General features: G+C 77.0%; 2 protein-coding genes. Both read left to right on the top strand.

What is annotated here, in order from left to right:
- Window positions 1-50: 50 nt before the first annotated feature.
- Window positions 51-10,907, top strand: coding sequence for a type I polyketide synthase (locus NQU55_RS01540; RefSeq protein WP_168091469.1), 10,857 nt, complete (start codon window positions 51-53; stop codon window positions 10,905-10,907).
- 19 nt (window positions 10,908-10,926) lie between these two features.
- Window positions 10,927-21,453: an SDR family NAD(P)-dependent oxidoreductase gene (locus NQU55_RS01545; protein WP_168091468.1), complete on the top strand. Its 10,527-nt coding sequence runs from the start codon at window positions 10,927-10,929 to the stop codon at window positions 21,451-21,453.
- Window positions 21,454-21,459: the final 6 nt, after the last annotated feature.

Below are 21,459 nucleotides of genomic sequence, written 5' to 3' on the forward strand. Positions count from 1 at the left end.
TCACTACCGTCAACGGGAAAACGGTTTCGGCCGAAAGTGGAGATGCGCGGATGAACGAGTCCAGTTCCGATTCAGCACTGGCCCGGCTGCTGGCCGCCACCGCGCCGTCGGAACACCGCAGGGTGGTCCTCGACCTCGTGCACGCCCACGCGTCGGCGGCACTGCGGTCGGCCCGGCCCGACGCCCCCGGAACCCTGGACCTCACGCTGCCCTTCGCCGGGCTGGGCTTCGACTCGCTGGCGGCGGTCGACCTGCACCGCAGGCTGAGCGCGGAGACCGGCCTCGACCTGCCGGTCACGCTCGTCTACGAGCACCCCACCCCCGTCGCCCTCGCCGACCGGCTGCTGGCCGGGGCCCTGGGCGACGCCGCGGCCCGGCCCGCGCCGGTCCCCGCGGCCGCCGCGGCCGGGCCCGCCGGCGAGCCCGTCGCCGTCGTGGGGATCGGCTGCCGCTTCCCGGGCGGGATCGACTCGCCGGAGGAGCTGTGGCGGCTGCTGGCCGACGGCGGCGAGGTGCTGTCCGGCTTCCCCGAGGACCGCGGCTGGGACCTGGAGAACCTCTTCGACGACGACCCCGAGGCGCCGGGCCGCAGCTACGTGCGCGCCGGCGGGTTCCTGGACACCGCCACCGGGTTCGACGCCGACTTCTTCGGGATCAGCCCGCGCGAGGCCCCGGCGATGGACCCCCAGCAGCGGCTGGTGCTGGAGACCTCGTGGGAGGCGCTGGAGCGCGCCGGCATCGACCCGACGGGCCTGCGCGGCAGCGCGGCCGGCATGTTCTTCGGCGCCGAGGTGCAGGAGTACGGCCCGCGCCTGCACGACGCGCCCGACGGCCTCGATGCCTACCTGCTGACCGGTAACGCGCCGAGCGTCATCTCCGGCCGCGTCGCCTACGTCCTGGGCACGGAGGGGCCGGCCGTCACCGTCGACACCGCCTGCTCGGCCTCCCTCGTGGCCATCCACCTGGCCTGCCAGTCCCTGCGGCAGGGCGAGTCCTCGCTGGCGCTCGCCGGCGGCGTCGCCGTGATGGGCGGACCCGGCGTCTTCACCGCGTTCAGCCGCCAGCGCGGACTGGCGCGCGACGGCCGGTGCAAGGCCTTCGCGGCCGCGGCCGACGGCACCGGATTCGCCGAGGGCGCCGGCGTCCTCGTCCTCGAACGGCTCTCCGACGCCCGGCGCAACGGCCACCGCGTGCTCGCCGTCGTCCGCGGCTCGGCCGTCAACCAGGACGGCGCCAGCAACGGCCTCACCGCGCCCAGCGGCGCCGCCCAGCAGCGCCTCATCCGCCAGGCCCTGGCCAACTCCGGGCTGACCGCGGCCGAGGTCGACGCCGTCGACGCGCACGGCACCGGCACCACCCTCGGCGACCCCATCGAGGCCCACGCGCTCCTCGCGACCTACGGGCAGGAGCGGGACGGCGGCGCACCGCTGCTGCTCGGCTCGGTGAAGTCGAACCTGGGCCACACCCAGGGCGCCGCCGGCGTCGCCGGAGTGATCAAGATGGTCCTGGCCATGCGCCACGGCCACCTGCCGCGCACCCTGCACGTCGACGCGCCCAGCCCGCACATCGACTGGGCGTCGGGGGCCGTCGAACTGCTCACCGAGGACCGGCCCTGGCCCGAGACGGGCCGCCCCCGCCGCGCCGGCATCTCGTCGTTCGGCGTCAGCGGCACCAACGCGCACCTCATCGTCGAACACCCTGAAGAGGACACGGCGGACGCGGAGCCGGCCGGCCCCGCGCCCGCGGACGAGGACACCCCCGGCGTGCTGCCCTTCCTCCTGTCGGCCCGCGGCGAACAGGCCCTGCGCGCCCAGGCGTCCGCGCTGCTGCCCCTGGCCGCCGAGGCGCCCCTGGCCGACATCGCCCTCTCCCTGGCCACCACGCGCGCCGCCCTCCCGCACCGCGCCGCCATCGTCACCGCCGACCGCGGCGAACTGCAGGACGCCCTGGCGGACCTCGCCTCCGGCACCGCCCCCACCGGCGTGGCCGGGCCCGGCGGGCTCGCGTTCCTCTTCACCGGCCAGGGCAGCCAGCGCCTCGCGATGGGACGCGGCCTGGCCGGGGCCTTCCCGGCCTACGCCGACGCGCTCGACGAGGCCTGCGCCTACCTCGACATGCAGCTCCAACCGCCCCTGAGCGACGTGCTGTTCGCGGAGGCGGGCACGCCGGAGGCCGCGCGGCTGCACGACACGGAATACGCCCAGCCCGCCCTCTTCGCCGTCGAGGTCGCGCTGTTCCGTCTCCTGGAGAGCTGGGGCGTGCGGCCCGACTACCTCGCCGGGCACTCGGTCGGCGAGATCGCCGCCGCCCACGTCGCCGGCGTGCTGACACTGGAGGACGCGGCGATCCTCGTGGCCGCACGCGGCCGCCTCATGCAGGAACTCCCCGCCGGCGGCGCCATGGTCGCGGTGCAGGCAGCCGAAGCCGACGTGACGCCCCTGCTCACCCCGCGCACGGGCATAGCCGCCGTCAACGGCCCCGCCTCCGTGGTGATATCCGGCGACGGGGACGAGGTCGCCCGCATCGCCGAAATCCTGGCCGGGCGCGGCCACGGCACCAAGCGCCTGCAGGTCAGCCACGCCTTCCACTCGCCGCTGATGGAACCGGTGCTGGCGGAGTTCCGCCGCGTCGCCCAGGTGCTGACCTACGCGACGCCGCGGATCCCCGTCGTCTCGACGGTCACCGGCGCCCTCACCACCGGCGAACTGTGCGGCCCCGACCACTGGGTCGAACACGTCCGCGCCCGGGTGCGCTTCCACGACGCCGTGCGCGGCCTGGAGGAAGCCGGGGTCCGCACCTTCCTGGAGCTCGGCCCCGACGGCGTGCTCAGCGCGATGGGCGAGGAGTGCGCCGAGGGCACCGGCCTCGCCTTCACCCCGCTGCTGCGCCGCGACCGGCCCGAGGAGCACGAGGCCGTGTCCGCCCTCGCCCTGGCCCACGCCCGCGGCGTGCCCGTCGACTGGGCGCGCTTCCACGCCGGCCGCGGCGGCCGGCGCATCGACCTGCCCACCTACCGCTTCCAGCGCAAGCGGTTCTGGCTGGAGCCGGGTTCGGCCGGTGCGGACGCCACCGGCCTCGGACAGCTTCCCGCCGGCCACCCGCTGCTGGGCGCCGTCGTCGCCGTCGGCGCCGACGAAGCGGTGCTGACCGGCCGCCTCTCGCTCCGTACGCACCCCTGGCTGGCCGACCACGCCATCTCCGGCCGCGTGCTCCTCCCCGGCACGGCGTTCGTGGAACTGGCCCTGCGCGCGGGCGACCACGTCGGCGCGGGCACCCTGGAGGAGCTGACCCTCGGCGCACCGCTGGAGCTGCCCGCCGACGGGGGAGTGGCGGTGCAGGTCGCCGTCGGCGCGCCCGACGCGTCGGGGCGCCACCCGCTGACCGTCCACTCCCGGCCCGACGGGGCGGAGCCCGGCGCGTGGACCCGGCACGCCACCGGCGTCCTCGCCGCCACCGCCGCGCCGCCCGAGGCCCCCCTCGCCACCTGGCCGCCGGCAGGCGCCGAACCCCTCGGCCTCGACGGCGTCTACGCGGACCTGGCCGCCCAGGGCTACGGATACGGCCCGGCCTTCCAGGGCCTGCGCGCCGCCTGGCGGCACGGTGACGACATCTGCGCCGAGGTCGCCCTGGACCCGGCCACGGCGGCGGACGCGCCCGGCTTCGGACTGCACCCCGCCCTGCTCGACGCGGCCCTGCACGCCGCCGACCTCGGGGAGCAGGCCCGCCCGGAGGTGCTCGTCCCCTTCGCCTGGAGCGACGTCCGCCTGCACGCGACTGGCGCTTCGGCGGTACGGGTCCGGATCTCCCGCGACGGCAAGGACACGCTCTCCCTCCGGCTCGCCGACGCCACCGGGGCCCCCGTCGCCACGATCGGCGGCCTGACCTCGCGCCCGGTGCCGGACGCCGAACCGCTCTACGCGATACGGCCGGTGCCCGCGGCCCGGCCCGCGCAGGCACCGCCGCTGAGCACGGCCGCGCTCGGCGACGTGCTGGACGGCACGTGGGCCGGGCCGGTGCCGGACGCGGTCGTCCACCGGGCCGGGGACCACGACGGTGACTTCGCGACCGCGGGGTTGGCCGCCGCGGGAGAAGCCCTGCGCGCCCTGCAGGCCTGGCTGTCCGACGACCGCTGCGCCGCCGCGCGCCTGGTCGTCGTCACCTCCGCGGGACCGGCCCACGCACCCGTCCGCGGCCTGGTCCGCTCGGCCCAGGCGGAGAACCCGGGCCGCTTCGTCCTGCTGGAGCACGACGGCCCGCACATCGCACCCTCCGACGCGGACCTGAGCGCCGCCCTCGCCACCGGGGAGCCCGAACTCACCCTCTCCGGCGGGGAACTGCACGTCCCCCGGCTGACCGCCGTGCAGCCCGCGCGGAGCGCGGCACCTGACTGGGGCACCGTACTGATCACCGGCGGCACGGGCGGCCTCGGCGGCATCCTGGCCCGGCACCTGGTGCGCACCCACGGCGTCCGCAGCCTGGTGCTGGCCGGCAGGAGGGGCTCCGCGCCCGCGCTGGAGGCCGAACTCGCCGCGCTGGGCGCCGACGTGACCGCCGTGGCCTGCGACATGGGCGACCGCACGGCCGTCGAGCGGCTCCTCGCCGCCCACCCGGTCGACTCGGTCGTCCACGCCGCGGGCACCGTGCACGACGGCGTGATCGGCTCGCTCACCGGCGAGCTGCTCGCCGAGGTGTTCCGGGCCAAGGCCGAGGGGGCCTGGCACCTGCACGAGCTCACCCGCGGCCGGGACCTGAAGGCGTTCGTCCTCTTCTCCTCCCTGGCCGCCGTCCTCGACGGCGCCGGACAGGGCAACTACGCGGCGGCCAACGCCTTCCTCGACGTCCTCGCCGACCACCGCGCCTCCCTCGGACTGCCCGTCACCGCACTGTCGTGGGGCCTGTGGGCCACCGACGCCGGGATGGGCGCGGACCTCGACGCGACGGCACTGGCGCGCATCGCGCAGTACGGGCTGCCGGGGCTGAGCGCCGAGCGGTCCCTGCGCCTGTTCGACGCCGCCGTCCGCTCCGGCGAACCCCGCCTCGTCCCCGCCGAGATCGACGCCGCCGCCGTACGGGCCCGGCCCGGCGGCATACCCCCGCTGCTCAGCGGGCTGGTACGCCCCCTCGCACGGCGGGCCGCCGCGGCACAGGCACCGGCCCCGCCCACCGCCGGCGGCGCACTGGCCGCACTGCCGGCCGCCGAGCGGGACCGCACGCTGCTGGAGCTCGTCCGCACCGAGGTCGCGGCCGTCCTGCGGCACGACGGCGCCGCCGCCGTCGACCCGGCCAGGGCCTTCACCGAGACAGGCTTCGACTCGCTGGCGGCGGTCGAGCTCCGCAACCGGCTGAACACGGCGACCGGGCTGCGCCTGCCCGCCACCCTCGTCTTCGACCACCCCACCCCGCAGATCCTGGCCGGTCACATCCGCGACACCCTCTTCGGCACCGCACAGGAGACCCTGCCGCAGCCCACCGAGCTCCCCGCCGCAGCGGACGAGCCCATCGCCATCGTCGGCATGAGCTGCCGCTACCCCGGCGGCGTGCGCTCGCCCGAGGAGCTGTGGCAGCTGGTGGCCGACGGCGTCGACGGCATCGCGGCCTTCCCCGGGGACCGCGGCTGGGACGCCGACGCGCTCTACGACCCCGAGCCGGGCACGCCCGGGAAGACGTACGCCCGCGAGGGCGGCTTCCTCTACGACGCCGCCGACTTCGACGCCGACTTCTTCGGCATCAGCCCGCGCGAGGCCGTCGCCATGGACCCCCAGCAGCGGCTGCTGCTGGAGGTCTCCTGGGAGGCCCTCGAACGGGCCGGCATCGACCCCGCGGCCGTCCGCGGCTCGCGCACCGGCGTGTTCGCCGGCGTCATGTACCACGACTACGGCACCTGGCTGACGGACGTGCCCGAGGACGTCGCCGCGTACTTCGGCAACGGCAACCTCGGCAGCGTCGTCTCCGGCCGGGTCGCCTACGCGCTCGGCCTGGAGGGACCGGCCGTCACCGTCGACACGGCCTGCTCGTCCTCGCTGGTCACCCTGCACCTCGCGGCGCAGGCCCTGCGGCAGGGCGAGTGCTCCCTGGCCCTGGCCGGAGGCGTGACCGTGATGTCGACCCCCGACACGTTCGTGGACTTCAGCCGGCAGCGCGGCCTGGCCGCCGACGGCCGCTGCAAGTCCTTCGCGGCCGCGGCCGACGGCACCGGCTGGGGCGAGGGCGTCGGCGTCCTGGTGGTGGAGCGGCTCTCCGACGCCCGCCGCAACGGCCACCGCGTCCTGGCCGTCCTCAGGGGCAGCGCGATCAACTCCGACGGCGCCTCCAACGGCCTGACCGCTCCCAACGGCCCGTCCCAGCAGCGGGTGATCCGCGCCGCCCTGTCCGGCGCGGGGCTGACCGCCGCCGACGTCGACGCGGTCGAGGCCCACGGCACCGGCACCACGCTCGGCGACCCGATCGAGGCCCAGGCCCTGCTCGCCACGTACGGGCAGGAGCGGCCGGCGGACCGGCCGCTGCGGCTCGGCTCCATCAAGTCGAACATCGGGCACACCCAGGCGGCGGCCGGCGTCGCGGGTGTGATCAAGATGGTGATGGCGATGCGCCACGGGGTGCTGCCCCGGACGCTGCACGTGGACGCCCCCTCGGAGCAGGTGGACTGGTCGGCCGGCGCGGTGGACCTGCTCACCGAGGCCCGGCCGTGGGAGCGCGACGGCCGCCCGCGCCGGGCCGGGGTGTCCTCGTTCGGCATCAGCGGCACCAACGCCCACGTGATCCTGGAGGAGCCCGCGGCCGAGGAGGCCGTGCCCGAAGCGGAGACCGGGCCCGGCCAGGCCCCGGCCCCCGCGCTCGTGGCGCTGCCCGTCTCGGCCCGCGGCACCGCCGCCCTGCGCGACCAGGCCGCGCGGCTGCTGCCCCTGACCGGCACCGACGTGGCCGACCTGGGCCTCGCGCTGGCGACGGCCCGCACCGCGCACCGGGACCGCGCCGTGATCCTGGCGGCCGACCGCGGCGAGGCCGAGGCCGGCCTCGCCGCGCTCGCGCAGGGGACGTCCGCGCCGGGCCTGGTCACCGGCTCGGTCACCGAGGGCGGGCTCGCGTTCCTCTTCTCCGGCCAGGGCTCGCAGCGGATCGGCATGGGCCGTGAGCTGTACGAGGCCTTCCCCGTCTTCGCCGAGCACTTCGACCGGGCCGCCGCCCTGCTGGACAAGTCGCTGGAACGGCCGCTGACCGACGTGCTGTTCGGCGATCCCGGCGACGCTTCCGAGCGCGCCGGGCTGCTGGAGCGGACGGCCTGCACGCAGGCCGCCCTGTTCGCCACGGAGGTGGCGCTGTTCCGCCTGCTGGAGTCCTTCGGGCTGCGCCCGGACCGGCTGGCGGGCCACTCGGTCGGCGAGTTCGCGGCCGCGCACGTCGCGGGGGTCTGGTCGCTGGAGGACGCGGTGGCGGCCGTCTCGGCGCGCGGCCGGCTGATGCAGGCGCTGCCCGAGGGCGGCGCGATGGTCGCGGTGCGGGCGGCGGAGGACGAGGTGGCGCCCCTGCTGGACGAGCGGATGAGCATCGCCGCCGTCAACGGGCCGCGCTCGGTCGTGGTGTCCGGTGACGCCGACGCGGTCCTCGCCCTCGCGGAGGGCTTCGACCGGCCCAAGCGGCTGCGGGTCTCCCACGCCTTCCACTCGCACCACATGGACGCCATGCTGGCGGAGTTCGGCGAGGTCATGGCCGGGCTCACCGCCGCCGACCCGGTCATCCCCCTCGTCTCGACGCTGACCGGCCGCCCGGCCGGCGGAGCGGAGCTGCGCTCCCCGCAGTACTGGGTCCGGCACGTGCGCGAGACCGTGCGCTTCGCGGACGCCGTCGCCGCCCTGGAGGCGCAGGGCGTCACCACCTTCCTGGAGCTGGGCCCCGACGCGGTGCTCGCCGCGATGGGCCGGGACTGCACCGACGGCGCCGAGTTCGTCGCGGTCGCCCGCAAGGACCGGCCCGAGGTGCGCGAACTGCTCGGCGCCCTGGCCCGGGTCCACACGCGCGGCGCCGGCGTCGACTGGTCCGCGCTCCACGGCGGCCGCACCGGCAGGCCGGTCGACCTGCCCACGTACGCCTTCCAGCACCGGCGCTTCTGGCTCGACGTCCCCGCACGCAAGGGCGACGCGGGCGGGCTCGGCCAGACCCCGCTCGACCACCCGCTGGTCGGCGCGGAGATCCGGATGGCCGCCTCCGGCGGCGTCATGCTGACCGGGCGGCTCTCCCTCGCCACCCACCCCGTGCTCGCCGAACACGCCGTCCTCGGCACCGTGCTGCTGCCCGGGGCCGCGCTGGTCGGCCTCGCGATCCGCGCCGGCGACCTGACGGGACGCCCCGTCCTGGAAGAGCTCACCCTCGAAGCGCCCCTGGTCATTCCGCAGCGCGGGGCCGTACAGCTCCAGGTGGTGGCCCAGGACGGCACGGCGGAGATCTTCTCGCGGCCCGAGGGCGCCGCGCCCGGCGCGGGCTGGACCAGGAACGCGACCGCGCTCCTCACCGACCGGGAGGGACCGCGGCCGCAGCCCCTCGCCGCGTGGCCGCCGCCGGGCGCCGCCCCGGTCGACACCGCCGGGCTCTACGACCGCCTGCAGGCCGAAGGCTTCGCCTACGGGCCCGTCTTCCGCGGCGTCCGGGCCGTCTGGCGCCGCGGCGAGGAGCTCTTCGCCGAACTCGCGCTCCCCGCCCCGGCCGGGGCCGAGGCCGCCGCCTACGGCCTGCACCCCGCGCTCCTCGACGCGGCCCTGCACGTCACCTCGCTCTTCGACGACGGGACCGCGCAGGACGACGGCCGGGTGCGGCTCCCCTTCGCCTGGGAGGACGTCGCCCTGCACGCCGGCGGCGCCTCGGCGGCCCGCGTCCGGCTCTCCCGCACCGCCGGCGAGAGCGGCGCGGCGGCCGGGACGGTACGGATCGAGCTGGCGGACCTCTCCGGCCGGCCGCTCGCGACCATCGGGTCCTACGCGACCCGGCCCGTCGCCGCCGGGCGCCTGACCGCGGGCCACGACGCACTGTTCGCCGTGAAGCAGGTGCCGCTGCCGCTGCCGCAGGCGTCCGCCGGGAGCGGTGGCGACCGCCGGTTCGCGGTGCTGGGCACCGACGACCTCGGGCTCGGCCTGCCCGCCTCCCCGGACCTCGCCTCGCTCGCCGCCGCCGCGCCCGACGTGGTCCTCCTGCCCGTACGGCCGGACTCCGGCGACGTGCCCGCGGCCGTACGGTCGGCCCTGCACGGTGTGCTCGGCGTCCTCCAGGAGTGGGCGGCGGACGAGCGGTTCGCCGCGGCGAAGCTCGTCGTGCTGAGCGGGACCGGACTCGCCGGGGCCCCCGTAGGCGGCCTGGTCCGCGCGGCGCAGGCCGAGGACCCGGGCCGGATCGTCCTCGCCGCCACCGGCGACGAACCGCCGTCCCTGGCGGCGCTGGCCGCCGCCCTCGACTCGGGGGAGCCCGAAGTCGTGCTGCGCGACGGCGAGGTGCTGGTGCCGCGACTGGCCCCGGCCGCTGCGGCGGACGGCGCTCCCGGCGAGCCGGACGCCGCCCCGGACTGGGGCACCACGCTGATCACGGGCGGCACGGGAGGCCTCGGCGCGCTGGTGGCCCGGCACCTCGTGCAGCGCCACGGGGTCCGCAGCCTGGTCCTCGCCGGGCGCCGCGGCCCCGGGGCCCCGGGCGCGCGGCAGCTGCAGGAGGAGCTGGCCGGACTCGGCGCGCAGGCCCGCGTGGTCGCCTGCGACGTCGCGGACCGGGCCGCCCTCGCCGCCCTGCTCGCCGAGCACCCCGTCCGCAGCGTGGTGCACACCGCGGGCGTCCTGGACGACGGCCTGATCGGCTCGCTGACGCCCGCGCGGATCGACGCGGTGCTCGCGCCCAAGGCCGACGCCGCGTGGCACCTGCACGAGCTGACCCAGGGGCAGGACCTGGCGAACTTCGTCCTGTTCTCCTCGGCGGCGGGCACGCTGGACGCCACCGGCCAGGGCAACTACGCGGCCGCCAACGTGTTCCTCGACGCGCTCGCCGCCCACCGCAGGGCCGCCGGCCTGCCCGCCGTCTCCCTGGCCTGGGGCCTGTGGGACCAGCCCGGGGGCATGGGAGGTCAGCTCGACGAGGCGGACCGGCAGCGCATCGCCCGGGCCGGCATCGGCGCCCTGGACCCCGCCGACGGGCTCGCTCTTCTCGACGCCGCTCTGCTGACCGGCGCCGCAACGCTCGTGCCCGTCAAGCTGGACCTCGCGGCGCTGCGCCGGCGGGCCGACGACGTACCGGCCGTCCTGCACGGCCTCGTCGCCGCCCCGCCCCGGCGCGAGGCGAGCGGCGGGAGCGGCGCGGCGGACGCCGGCGGGGCGCCGCTCGCCCGCCGGCTGGAGACCCTGCCGGCCGCCGACCACGACCACGCGGTCCTGGAGGCGGTGCGCGCCGAAGTCGCCGCCGTGCTCGGCCACGACGGCGCGGCGTCGGTCGAACCCAGGCGCGCCTTCACCGAGCTGGGCTTCGACTCGCTCGCCGCCGTGGAACTGCGCAACAAGCTCAACGCGGTGAGCGGGCTGCGGCTCCCCTCCACGATGATCTTCGACTACGCCACCCCGGCGGCGCTGGCGGGCCACCTGCTCACCCGGCTCGTACCGGACCGGCCGGAAGCCGGCGCGGCACCGGCCGCGGAAGCCGACGACGCACGCCTGCGCGACCTGCTGGCGGGCATCCCGCTGGCCCGGATCCGCGCAGCCGGCCTGCTGGATTCCCTATTGGAGCTGTCCGGGCCGGACACCGCCGCCGGCCCCGCCCCGGACCCCGGCCCGGGCCCGGACGACGACGCCGCAGCCGCGGCCGACCGGAGCCTGCCGGACATCAAGAGCATGAACATCGCCGATCTCGTGCGGACCGCACTCGACCGCAGCGACGCCAAGTAATCAGGGAGCGACACCTACCGTGGACACATCCGTCGAGCAGATCGTCGAGGCGCTGCGCGAGTCACTGCTGGAGAACGAGCGGCTGCGCCGGCAGAACGCCGAGATCACGGCAGCGGCCTCCGAGCCCGTGGCGATCGTGGCGATGAGCTGCCGCTATCCCGGCGGCGTGGCCTCGCCCGAACAGCTGTGGCGCCTCGTCGACGAGGGCACCGACGCCATCGGCGACTTCCCGGACGACCGCGGCTGGGACGTCGAAGGACTCTACGACCCGGACCCCGACACCCCCGGCAAGACCCATGTGCGCGAGGGCGGGTTCCTTTACGGAGCCGCCGGGTTCGACGCGGCGTTCTTCGGGATATCCCCGCGCGAGGCCATCGCGATGGACCCGCAGCAGCGGCTGCTCCTGGAGACCTCCTGGGAGGCCTTCGAGCGTGCGGGCATCGACCCGCACACCGTCCGGGGGAGCCGGACCGGCATCTTCGCCGGCGTCATGTACCACGACTACGGCAGCTGGCTGACGGACGTGCCCGAGGGCGTCGAGGGCTACCTCGGCAACGGCAGCCTCGGCAGCGTCGCCTCCGGCCGGGTCTCGTACACCCTGGGCCTGGAGGGCCCCGCGGTCACCGTCGACACGGCCTGCTCGTCGTCGCTGGTCGCCCTGCACCTGGCGGTCCGGGCGCTGCGCACGGGGGAGTGCTCCCTGGCGCTGGCGGGCGGGGTGACGGTGATGTCGACCCCCGACACGTTCGTGGACTTCAGCCGGCAGCGCGGGCTGTCCCTGGACGGCCGCTGCAAGTCGTTCGCCGCCGGGGCCGACGGCACGGGCTGGGGCGAGGGCGCCGGCATGCTTCTCCTGGAGCGGCTCTCCGACGCCCGCCGCAACGGGCACCCCGTCCTCGCCGTCGTCAAGGGCAGCGCCCTCAACCAGGACGGCGCCTCCAACGGGCTGACCGCCCCCAACGGCCCCTCCCAGCAGCGCGTCATCCGCCAGGCCCTGGCCGACGCCGGGCTGCGCACCGACCAGGTGCACGCCGTCGAGGCCCACGGCACCGGCACGCCCCTGGGCGACCCGATCGAGGCGCAGGCCCTGCTCGCCACGTACGGGCAGGACCGCGAACAGCCCCTGTGGCTGGGCTCGGTCAAGTCGAACATCGGGCACACCCAGGCCGCCGCCGGCGTGGCCGGCGTCATCAAGATGGTCATGGCCATGCACCACGGCAGGCTGCCGAGGACGCTGCACGCCGACGAGCCCACGCCCCAGGTCGACTGGGACTCCGGCGCCGTCGAACTGCTCGCCGAGGCCCGCGCGTGGCCCGGCACCGACGGCCCCCGCCGCGCAGGCGTCTCCTCGTTCGGCATCAGCGGCACCAACGCCCACGTGATCCTGGAAGGCGTCCCCGGGCCCGAACGGCCCCAAGCGCCGGCCGCGCTCACCGGGCCCGTCCCGCTGGTCCTCTCCGGCCAGGGCGAGCAGGCGCCGGCCGCCCAGGCCCGGCAGCTGCTCGCCCACCTCACTGGCGCCGGGGAGGGCCCGGACGCGGCCCCGCTCCCCGACGTCGCCCACACGCTGGCGACGTCGCGGGCGGCCCTGGACCACCGCGCCGTGGTGATCGGCGACGACCGCGAGACCCTGCTCGCGGGGCTCGCCGCCCTCGCCGACGGGACCACCGCGCCCCACGTCGTCCGGGGCCGGCGGGCGAGCGAGTCCCGGATCGCCTTCGTCTTCCCCGGGCAGGGCTCCCAGTGGGCCGGCATGGCCGCAGAACTCCTCGACGCGTCACCGGTGTTCGCCGCCCGGATGGCCGAGTGCGCCGAGGCCCTCGCCCCCTTCACCGACTGGGACCTGCTCGACACCGTGCGCGACGCGGCGCCCCTGGAACGCGTGGACGTCGTCCAGCCCGCCCTGTGGGCGGTCATGGTGTCGCTCGCCGGGCTGTGGCGCTCGTACGGCATCCGCCCCGCCGCCGTCATCGGGCACTCCCAGGGCGAGATCGCCGCCGCGTGCGTCGCCGGGGCGCTCTCCCTCGCCGACGGCGCCCGCGTCGTGGCCCTGCGCAGCCGGGCCATCGCCGACGAGCTCTCCGCCCGCGGGGGCATGCTCTCGGTCGCGCTGCCCGAGGAGCGGATCGGGGAGCGGCTCGCCGCCTACGACGGCAGGATCTCGGTGGCCGCCGTCAACGGGGCCGCCTCCGTGGTCCTCTCCGGCGACACCGACGCCCTCGACGCCCTGGAGGAACGGCTCAAGGCCGACGACGTGCGCGTCAAGCGGCTGCCCGTCGACTACGCCTCGCACTCCGCGCAGGTCGAGACGATCCGCGAGCGGCTGCTGACCGAACTGGCCCCCGTCAGCCCGCGCTCCGCGGACGTGCCCTTCTACTCCACCGTCACCGGAGCCCTGTTCGACACCGCCGGGCTCGACGCCGAGTACTGGTACACGAACCTGCGCCGGACCGTGCTCTTCGAGCCCACGACCCGGGTGCTGCTCGCCGGCGGCTACGGCGTCTTCGCCGAGTGCAGCCCGCACCCCGTGCTCCTGCACAGCATCGAGGAGACCGCCGACGCCGCCGGCGCGGACATCACCGGCCTCGGCTCGCTGCGCCGCGACGAGGGCGGCCCTGCCCGGTGGCTGGCGTCGCTGGCCGAGGCGTTCGTGCACGGCGTCCCCGTGGACTGGCGGCCCGCCTTCGACGGCATGCCCGTCCGCCCGGCCGACCTTCCGACCTACGCCTTCCAGCGCGAGCGGTTCTGGCTCGGCCGCTCGACCGCCGCCGGCGACGTGGCCGCGGCCGGGCTCGCGGCCACCGGGCACCCGCTGCTCGGCGCCGCGGTGACCGTCGCCGACGGCGGAGGCATGCTCTTCACCGGGCGGCTCTCCACCGCCACCGCGCCCTGGCTCGCCGACCACGCCGTCGGGGAGACCGCCCTGCTGCCCGGCACGGCGTTCGTGGAACTCGCGATCGCGGCGGGCGACGAGCTCGGCTGCGGCCGGGTGGCCGAGCTGACGCTGGAGGCGCCGCTGCTGCTGCCCGCACGGGGAGCCGTCCAGGTACAGGTCCGCGCCGGCGACGCCGACGGGACGGGACAGCGGTACCTGTCCGTGCACTCCCGCCCGGAGGACGGCGCCGCAGGCTGGACCCGGCACGCCTCCGGCCTGCTCGAACCCGACGCCCCGGACGCCGGGTTCGACCTCGCCGCCTGGCCGCCCGCCGGCGCGCGGCCGGTCGCCGTCGACGACGTCTACGACCGGCTCGCCGGACAGGGCTACCACTACGGCCCCGCCTTCCAGGGGCTGCGCGCGGCCTGGCGGCGCGGCGACGAGACCTTCGCCGAGGTCGAACTGCCCGTGGAGGCGGAGCGCTTCGGCCTCCACCCCGCCCTGTTCGACGCCGCCCTGCACGCCGCGGGGCTCGGCGAACCGGAGGAAGGGGCGGCCCGGCTGCCCTTCTCCTGGACCGGCGTCTCGCTGTACGCGGCCGGGGCCACCGCCCTGCGTGTACGGATCACCGGCACCGACGTCACGACGCTCCAGCTGGCCGACGCCACCGGGGCGCCCGTGGCCGCCGTCGACGGCCTGACCGCCCGCACCGTCGACCCCGGCGCGCTCGCCGCGGCCGGCCGCTCCGACGGCCTCTACCGCCTGGACTGGCCCGCTCTTCCCGCCGCCGGACCCGCCACCGCCGCCCACGTCGTACTCGGCGACGGCGGTCTCGACGCCCTGGAGGAGGTGCCCGCCTACGCCGTTCTCCCCGTGAACGGATCCGGCGACCCCCTCGCCGCCACGCGCGCGCAGGCCGGACGGGTGCTGGAGACCGTACGCCAGTGGCTCGCCGACGACCGGGCCGCCTCCTCCCGGCTGATCGTGCTCACCCGCGGCGCCGTGGCCGTCGGCGCCGAGGACGTCACCGACCTGGCCGCGGCCGCCGTCTGGGGCCTGGTCCGCGCGGCCCAGGCCGAGAACCCCGGCCGCCTCGTCCTCGTCGACGCGGACGCCGCGGCCACGCCCGGCGACGCGGCCGCCGCGGCCGAGACGTCCGGCGAACCCCAGCTCGCCCTCCGCGAGGGCAGGGCCCACGTGCCCAGGACGGCCGGGGCGGGCCGCGGCGCCGGGCACCTCGCGCTCGACCCCGAGGGCACCGTCCTGATCACCGGCGGCACCGGCGTGCTCGGCGGCCTGATCGCCCGTCACCTGGTGACCGCGCACGGCGCGCGCCACCTGCTGATCGCCGGCCGCAGCGGCGTCCTGTCCGGCGACCTCACCGGCCTGGACGCGGACGTGACCGTGGCCCGGTGCGACGCCTCCGACCGGGACCGCCTCGCCGGCCTGCTCGCCGCCGTCCCCGCCGAACACCCGCTGACCGCGGTCGTCCACCTGGCCGGCGCTCTCGACGACGGCCTCGTCACCGGGCTCACCCCCGAACGGCTCGACGCCGTCCTGAAACCCAAGGCCGACGCCGCCTGGCACCTGCACGAACTCACCGAGAAGCTCGACCTGGCGGCCTTCGTGCTGTTCTCCTCGGCGGCCGGCACCGTCGACGGCGCGGGCCAGTCCGGCTACGCCGCCGCCAACGCCTTCCTCGACGGCCTGGCCCACCACCGCGCCGCCCGGGGCCTGCCCGCCGTCTCCCTGGCCTGGGGCTTCTGGGAGCAGCGCACCGGCATGACCGCGCACCTCACGGACGCCGACGTCGAGCGCATGGCGCGCTCCGGGGTCCGGCCGCTGACCACCGAGGACGGGCTCGGGCTCTTCGACGCCGCGCTGACCGCGGGCGAACCGCTGCTGCTGCCCATGGGCCTCGACCTGCCCGCCCTCCGGCGCGCGGACTCCGTCCCGCCCGTGCTCCGCGGACTGGTCCGCGCCCCCGCCCGGCGCACCGCGGCGGCGGGTACCGCGGGCGGCGGGCTGCGGGACCGGCTGACCGCCGCGGCGCCCGCCGAGCGCGACGCGCTGCTCCTCGAACTCCTGCGCACCCACGTCGCCGCCGTCCTCGGCCACGACGCGGACATGGTCCTCGACCCGCGCCGCGCCTTCCGCGAGATCGGCTTCGACTCGCTGACCGCGGTCGAACTGCGCAACCGCCTCTCCGGCGCGCTCGGCCTCCGGCTGCCCGCGACCCTCGTCTTCGACCACCCCGACGCCACCGCACTGGCCGGCCACCTCAAGGCCGAGCTGATCGGTCCCGACGACCCGGACGCGGCCGGGTCCGCACCCGCCGCAGCGGCCGCCGTAACGGACGAGCCGATCGCGATCGTGGCCATGAGCTGCCGCTACCCCGGCGGCGTCACCACCCCCGAGGAGCTGTGGCGCCTGCTGGCCGACGGCGGGGACGGCATGTCGCCCTTCCCGGCCGACCGCGGCTGGGACCTCGCCGGCCTCTACGACCCCGAGCCGGGAAAGGTCGGCCGGTGCAGCACCCGCGAGGGCGGATTCCTGCACGACGCCGCCGACTTCGACCCGGACTTCTTCGGCATCTCGCCGCGCGAGGCCCTCGCGACCGACCCGCAGCAGCGGCTGCTGCTGGAGACCTCCTGGGAGGCCCTGGAGCGCGCGGGCATCGACCCGCACGCGGTACGGGGCAGCCGCACCGGCGTCTTCGCCGGCGTGATGTACCACGACTACGGCAGCAGGCTCGCCAACGCGCCCGAGTCCGTACGGGACTACCTCGGCAACGGCAGCCTCGGCAGCGTCGCCTCCGGCCGGGTCGCCTACACCCTGGGCCTGGAGGGCCCGACCCTCACCGTGGACACTGCGTGCTCCTCGTCGCTGGTCGCCCTGCACCTGGCGGTGCAGGCCCTGCGGCAGGGGGAGTGCACCCTGGCCCTGGCCGGCGGCGTGTCCGTGATGTCCACCGTGGACACGTTCGTGGACTTCAGCAGGCAGCGCAACCTCGCCGGGGACGGCCGGGCCAAGTCCTTCGCGGACGGCGCCGACGGCACCGCCCTCTCCGAGGGCGCGGGCATGCTGCTCCTGGAGCGGCTGTCGGACGCGCGGCGCAACGGGCACGAGGTCCTGGCCGTCGTCCGGGGGAGCGCCGTCAACCAGGACGGCGCGTCCAACGGTCTGACGGCTCCGAACGGCCCGTCCCAGCAGCGGGTGATCCGCCAGGCGCTGGAGAACGCCGGTCTTTCGGCGGCTGACGTGGACGTGGTGGAGGCGCACGGCACCGGCACCACCCTCGGCGACCCCATCGAGGCCCAGGCGCTGCTCGCCACGTACGGACAGGACCGCGAACAGCCCCTGTGGCTGGGCTCGGTCAAGTCGAACATCGGTCACACGCAGGCCGCCGCCGGCGTGGCCGGCGTCATCAAGATGGTGCTGGCCATGCGCCACGGCGTCCTGCCCGCCACGCTCCACGTGGACGAGCCTTCGCGGCAGGTGGACTGGACGGCGGGCCGCGTAGAGCTGCTGACGGAGGCGCGGGACTGGCCGGAGGCCGAAGGCCGTCCGCGCCGGGCGGGCATCTCCTCGTTCGGCATCAGCGGCACCAACGCCCACACCATCATCGAGGCGCCGGCGCCGCCCCCGGCCCCGGCCGCGGAGCCCGGAGACGGTTCCGCAATGACCGCCGAGCCCGCGGCCGCGGCACCCCTGCTGCCCGTCCTGCTGTCCGGGAACACCCCGGAAGCCCTCGCGGCCCAGGCGGGACGCCTCGCAGCAGTCCAGGACGCCCCCCTGCACGATCTCGCCTTCTCCCTGGCCACCGGCCGGGCCGCCCTCGGCCACCGGGCCGCCGTGGTCGCCCGCGACCGGGACGAACTCGCCGCGGGCCTCGCCGCGCTGGCGGCGGGCGCCACGGCGCCGGGAGTGGTCCGCGGCAGGCCCGTCGCCGGCAAGGTGGCCTTCCTCTTCACCGGGCAGGGCGCCCAGCGCCCCGGGATGGGACGGGAGCTGTACGCGCGGCACCCCGTCTTCCGGGCCGCGTTCGACGAGGCGTGCCGCCACTGCGACGCCCACCTCGACCGACCGCTGCGCAAGGTCGTCCTCGCCGGGCCGGACGATGCCGAAGCCGGCCTGCTCGACCGGACCATGTACACCCAGAGCGCCCTGTTCGCCGTCGAGACCGCCCTGTTCCGGCTGCTGGAGTCCTGGGGGATCCGGCCGGACCTCCTCGCCGGTCACTCCGTCGGCGAGGTGACCGCGGCCCACGCCGCGGGCGTGCTCACCCTGGAGGACGCCGCCCGCCTGGTCGTGGCCAGGGGACGGCTCATGGAGGCGCTGCCCGCCGGCGGCGCGATGCTGGCCGTCGACGCGACGGAGGAGGAGGTGCGGGCGCACCTCGTCGACGGCGCCGCCGTCGCCGCCGTCAACGGGCCCCGCGCCGTGGTGGTCTCCGGCGACGAGGACGCGGTGGCCGCCGTCGGCGCCGCCTTCGGCGACCGCAGGACGAAGCGTCTGCGGGTCAGCCACGCCTTCCACTCGCCGCGCATGGAGCCGATGCTCGGGGAGTTCGAGGAGGTCGCGCGGAGCCTGCGGTTCGCGCCGCCGTCCGTGCCCGTCGTCTCCAACCTGACCGGCGTGCGGGCCACGGACGAGGAGCTGACCTCGCCCGGGTACTGGGTGCGCCACGCCCGCGAGGCCGTCCGGTTCGCCGACGGGATCCGCACCCTGGAGGCGGCGGGCGTCCGCACCTTCCTGGAGGTCGGGCCCGACGCGGTGCTCTCCACCATGGGCGCCCAGTGCGTGGACGACGCCGAGCGGTCGCTGTTCGTCCCCGTGCTGCGCCGCGACCGGGAGGAGCCCGTCGCCCTGGCCACCGCCCTGGCGACGCTGCAGGTCCGCGGGGTGCCCCTGGACCGGGAGCGGGTCTTCGCCGCGGCCGGCGCCCGCCGGACCGACCTGCCCACGTACGCCTTCCAGCGGCAGCGGCTGTGGCTCGACGACGAGCCGGCCGCACCGGCCGGCGCCGGCGGGGTGGGGCAGACGCCCGTGGACCACCCCCTGCTGGGCGCGGAGATCCGGCTGGCCGACGACGACGCCGTCGCGCTGACCGGCCGGGTGGCGCTGGAGACGCACCCCTGGCTGGCCGATCACGCCGTCGCCGGAGTGGTCCTCCTGCCGGGCAGCGCCTTCGTCGAACTGGCCGTCCGGGCCGGGGACCGCACGGGCTGCGCCCTGGTCGAGGAACTCACCGTCGAGCGGCCGCTGGCGCTGCCCGCGCAGGGCGCGGTGCAGCTCCAGGTCGTGGCCGGAGCGCCCGACGCGACCGGGCGCAGGACGGTCACCGTCCACGCGCGCACCGAGGGCGCCGGGCAGGCCTGGATCCGGCACGTCACCGGCGTCCTCGCCCCCGCCCCCGCGGCGGAGCCCGAGGCGCTCGGCGCCTGGCCGCCCGCGGGCGCCGTGCCCGTCGACCTGACCGGCACCTACGACCACCTGGCCGAGCAGGGCTACGGCTACGGCCCGCTGTTCCGGTGCCTGCGCACCGCCTGGCGGCTCGGCGAGGAGGTCTACGCGGAACTCGCCCTGCCCGAGGGCGCGGAGACGGCCGACTTCGGGCTGCACCCGGCGCTGCTCGACTCGGCGCTGCACGCCATCGACCTGGTCGACGGCCAGGACCCGACGGTGATGACGCTGCCGTTCGCCTGGGAGGGTGTGTCGCTCCACGCGGCGGGCGCCTCGGCGGTGCGGCTGCGGCTCACCCCGTACGGCACCGAGCAGATGGGCCTGCGCCTCTACGACGGCGCGGGCTCGCCGGTCGCCGCGGTGTCCTCGCTGCGCATCCGGCCGGTGACCGCGGAGCAGCTGAACGCGGCCGCCCCGGCGCCGGGCGACCTGTACGAACTGGTGTGGAAGCCGGTGCCGCTGCCCATTGTGGCCGGCCCCCTTCCCGGGAGCGTGCTGTTCGCCCCGGAGCCCACGGCCGAGGACGCCCCGGCCGCCGCCCGGGAAACCCTGCAGGCGATGCTGGCCACGCTCCAGGAGCGGCTCGCCGACGAGTCCCTCGGGGACGCGCGGCTGGTGGTCGTCACCCGGGGAGCGGTCGACCTGGAGGGTGCTCCCGGGCTCGCCCAGGCCGGTATCGGGGGCCTCGTGCGGTCCGCCGCCGTCGAACACCCCGGCCGGCTCGCGCTCGTCGACCTCGACGACGACCCGGCCTCCCGGGCCGCCCTCCCCGCGGCGGTGGCCGCAGGAGAACCGGAGCTCGCTCTGCGCGCGGGCAAGGCGTACGTCCCCGCGCTGTCCCCGGCCGCCCCGGCACCCGGCGCCGCCCCCGCCCTCACCGGGCCGGACCCGGACGGCACCGTACTCATCACGGGCGGCACCGGCAGCCTCGGCCGGCTGCTCGCCCGGCACCTGATCACCGCACACGGCGTACGGCACCTGGTGCTGAGCAGCCGCGGCGGCGACCCGGGGGACCTCGGCGACCTCCGCGGGCTCGGCGCGACGGTGACCGTCGCCGCGTGCGACGCGGCCGACCGCGAGGCGCTGGCCGCGCTGCTCGCCGCGATACCGGAGGCGCATCCGCTCACGGCGGTGGTGCACGCCGCCGGCGTGCTGGACGACGGCCTGCTGCCGTCGCTGACGCCGGACCGCCTCGACGCGGTCCTGCGGCCCAAGGCCGACGCGGCCTGGAACCTGCACGAGCTCACCCGGGACCTCGGTCTCGCCTCCTTCGTGCTGTTCTCCTCGGCCGCCGCCACCCTGGGGGCCGCGGGCCAGGCCAACTACGCCGCCGCCAACGGCTTCCTGGACGCCCTCGCGGCCCGGCGGCGCGCGGCCGGGCTGCCCGCCCAGTCCCTGGGCTGGGGCCTGTGGGACACCGCCTCGGGCATGGCCGGCTCGCTCGGCGAGGCCGAGCTGCGGCGGCTGGCCCGCGACGGCGTCGAGCCGCTGCCGGCCGACCGGGCACTGGCCCTCTTCGACCGGGCCCTGACCGCGGACCGCGCCGTGCTCCTGCCGATGCGGGTGCGGCCCACCGAGGACGCGCCGCCCATGGTGCGGGCCCTCGGCGGCGCACCGGCCCGGCGGACCGCGCAGGCCGCACCCTCCGCCGCCGGCACCGCCGACGGGCGGCAGCAGACCGCCGCCCTCCCGCAGCGGCTCGCGGAACTGCCGCCCGCGGAGGGCAGGAAGCTGCTGCTGGAGACGGTGTGCGGGCACGTCGCCGACGTGCTCGGGCACGCACGCGCGGACGCCGTCGACCCGGAGCGGGGCTTCGGCGAGCTGGGAGTGGACTCGCTGTCCGCCCTGGAGCTCCGCAACCGCATCGGCGCGGACACCGGGCTGCGCCTGTCGGCGACCCTGACCTTCGACTACCCGACCCCCGCCGCCATCGCCGGACATCTCTTCGGCGAACTGGCCGGGGACGCGGACGGGGCCGTGCCGGAAGCCGAGGCCGAAGTGATGCGCCTCGAAGCCCTGCTGGACGCCGCGGTCGTGGACGGGGAGCAGCGGGCCAGGGTCGCGGTGCGGCTGCGGGCCCTCACGGCGAAGTGGACCGACGCCGGCCCCCGGGAGGAGGAGCGGGAGAGCGGTCCGGGGCTGGAGACGGCGACCGCGGACGAGCTGTTCGGCATCCTGGACGACGAGCTGGAGACGTACAAGTGACAACGG

The sequence above is a fragment of the Streptomyces telluris genome (assembly GCF_024519335.1).
Taxonomy (GTDB): Bacteria; Actinomycetota; Actinomycetes; order Streptomycetales; family Streptomycetaceae; genus Streptomyces; species Streptomyces telluris.

What these genes read in the sequence shown, in the direction of transcription:
- NQU55_RS01540 (WP_168091469.1), top strand. Translation starts at nt 51, where the DNA reads ATGAACGAGTCCAGTTCCGATTCAGCACTGGCCCGGCTGCTGGCCGCC.